This window comes from Gemmatimonadota bacterium (genome assembly GCA_026706345.1).
GTDB lineage: Bacteria > JAAXHH01 > JAAXHH01 > JAAXHH01 > JAAXHH01 > JAAXHH01.
In genome coordinates, this window is sequence record JAPOYX010000050.1 from 1 (window position 1) to 2220 (window position 2220).

Here is a 2220-nt window from a genome sequence, read left to right on the forward strand (position 1 = left end):
TGGTGACGACGTTGATGGCGCCGCCGATGGCTCCGGCGCCGTACAAGGCGCCCTGGGGAGCCTTGAGCACCGCAATGCGGTCGATGTCGAACAGGTCCTGGTTTATGAAGTCCTGGGCCGGCGCCTGGACCCCGTCGAAATTCACGACGACCGGCGAATCTCCCTGCTGCGGTGCGGCAAGCCCCCGTGCGGACAGATTGACCACCCCCATCCTGTAGGACTGGCGCAGCACCAGATTGGGAGTCAGGTCCGCGACGTCCTTGATGCGCGTGATGCCGGCGTCCTCGACCTGGGATTCCGAGAACACCGTGATGGACTCGGGGATGTCCTGAACGCTCTCGGACCGCTTCCTGGCGGTTACCAGAATCTCTTCGAGTTCGGGTTCCTGCGCATACACCGGCACACACAGCAGAACGGCCAGAACCGGCCCGACGACCCGCGCCATGACCCTGCCGGTCTGTGCCCGATGAACTCTCGACAACTTGCTCATGGTTGCTCCGTTCTCTCCAAGACTGTTGCAAACTCGTGTGGCTGAAAACTATGCAGGAGCCGAAAACCGCCGCACAACGACGCTGAAGGCTAGTGCCGGGAGAAATAAGGCTAGGTAACGCGGAAGTCGCCGCTTGGCGCCCGCCTTTGGAGCCCGGGTGCGGAACTTTGGGCTTGTAGCGTGGTCAACGTTCGACGGCATTGCGAATGCCAGTGACAGCAAGACGAGATCATCAGGAGCAATTTTGGAAAAGGTACCAGGCGCGGCACCCGTCAAGGTTGGCCGGGGAGACGGGGCCGAATCGGCGCCTGAATCCGTACATGGCGACATGGGCGGCCGAAAGGTGTCGGCCGCGGCAGGTGAAGGGCAGCGACCGCCGTCACGGCAGAGCCGCAAACCCACCGGAGTCCCCCTGGCCGAAAGGCAGGGCGAACAGGTCTGTTCAACAAGCCCAACGCCACTCGTTCCCTCAAAGGGCCCGGAACAACGAGCGATCGCTTCGTCTGCGCGGAAAGACCCGGCCACCGAACCGGCAGGCACTCCGAAGCTCAAGACGCCGGGCACACGGAAAAAGCCCGGCAAGCCTTCGCAGGAAGAGATTGCCGCAATGAGGGCGGCCAAGAAAGCGGGAACGGAAGCCCGGGTACAAAAGAGATCGAAAGCGGAGGCCCCTGGTAAGCCTCATGTTCCGAAGCTCGAAAAGGGTGCCGCCGATCCCGGCAAGACTTTTCGAGCTGTTGCCGAGGGCAACTTTCGCCAACTCGACCCCGTGACCGGAGACGCCTCCTGTCAGATGCGCGTACCGTTCATGCTCGATGCCATGGATATCCTTGCGGCGGCGGATCCCAAGCCGGCAAGCCTTACCTCCGGCTTCAGTTCCGCATACGGTCCGGAATTCAACACGCTTCCCCCGGATGTCGGTTCAAGAAAAGGCTCCCTGCCCAAATTCGGCTCAATGGCGGAACACTATTTTTCGATGTTCTACCCGTTGAGCGTCATTCGCTGTCGAGCGGATGACAGCCTGCGGTTTCTCATCGACGACGAACCGGAAGGGTCAACCTACTCGTACGGTGAAGTAAACCGATGGAAATCGGCGACCGCCCAGTACTCCGTCGACTACATGCGCAAACTTGCCGACGTACAGGCCGCCGGAACGGCGGATCGGGCACCCATCACGGGCCAGATAAGCAGAATGCTGGAGGATGCCAGCATCGAGTTGAACAAGGGAGGGTACAGACAACCCGTGCTTCCCATTTTTACCGCACAGTACTTTCTCGCACAGAACGAGCACCTGCATGGGCGGCCGCTGGTTTTGGCATTGACACGGCTGGGCTACGACGACGAAGGGCGGCAGTATCATTTCGGAACCAGCGTGCACATGTACAAGCCCAATCGGACGGACGACGTTTCGCAGAAGAAATTCGAACTCGTACGGGCAGCTCCCGATCCCGACGACGCGCAACGGGGAGTCACGGTCGTGCACGCCTTCAACATGTTCGCGCTCGACCCCGCCGAAAGGGAAAGATACGAGGCGAGTGCCGGTTTTTCGGGAGCCGAACGGTTTTTCAACAGTCCGGAGAACGAGGAGTTCGAATCGGGATTCGGCCAGTGTGACTTCAATCACCTGTTGCGGATGTGGGGCGCGGCCCATCCGCCTGCGCCGGCGGCGTCCGTGGCGCAAGGCTTCAAGCCGGGAGAAACCCGCGACTATGTTGAAACGAAACACGGTG

Annotated in this window: 2 protein-coding genes; one reads left to right on the forward strand and one right to left on the reverse strand. The window is 61.0% G+C overall.

The annotated features are described in order from the left end of the window. A partial coding sequence (locus OXG98_04570) for a TonB-dependent receptor (GenBank protein ID MCY3771277.1) occupies positions 1 to 490 on the reverse strand: 490 nt, incomplete at its 3' end. Between the two features lie 793 nt (positions 491 to 1283). Between OXG98_04570 and OXG98_04575 the strand changes: the two genes are divergently transcribed. Further along, positions 1284 to 2220, forward strand: a 937-nt coding sequence (locus OXG98_04575) for a hypothetical protein (GenBank protein MCY3771278.1), incomplete at its 3' end; no start/stop codon positions are given.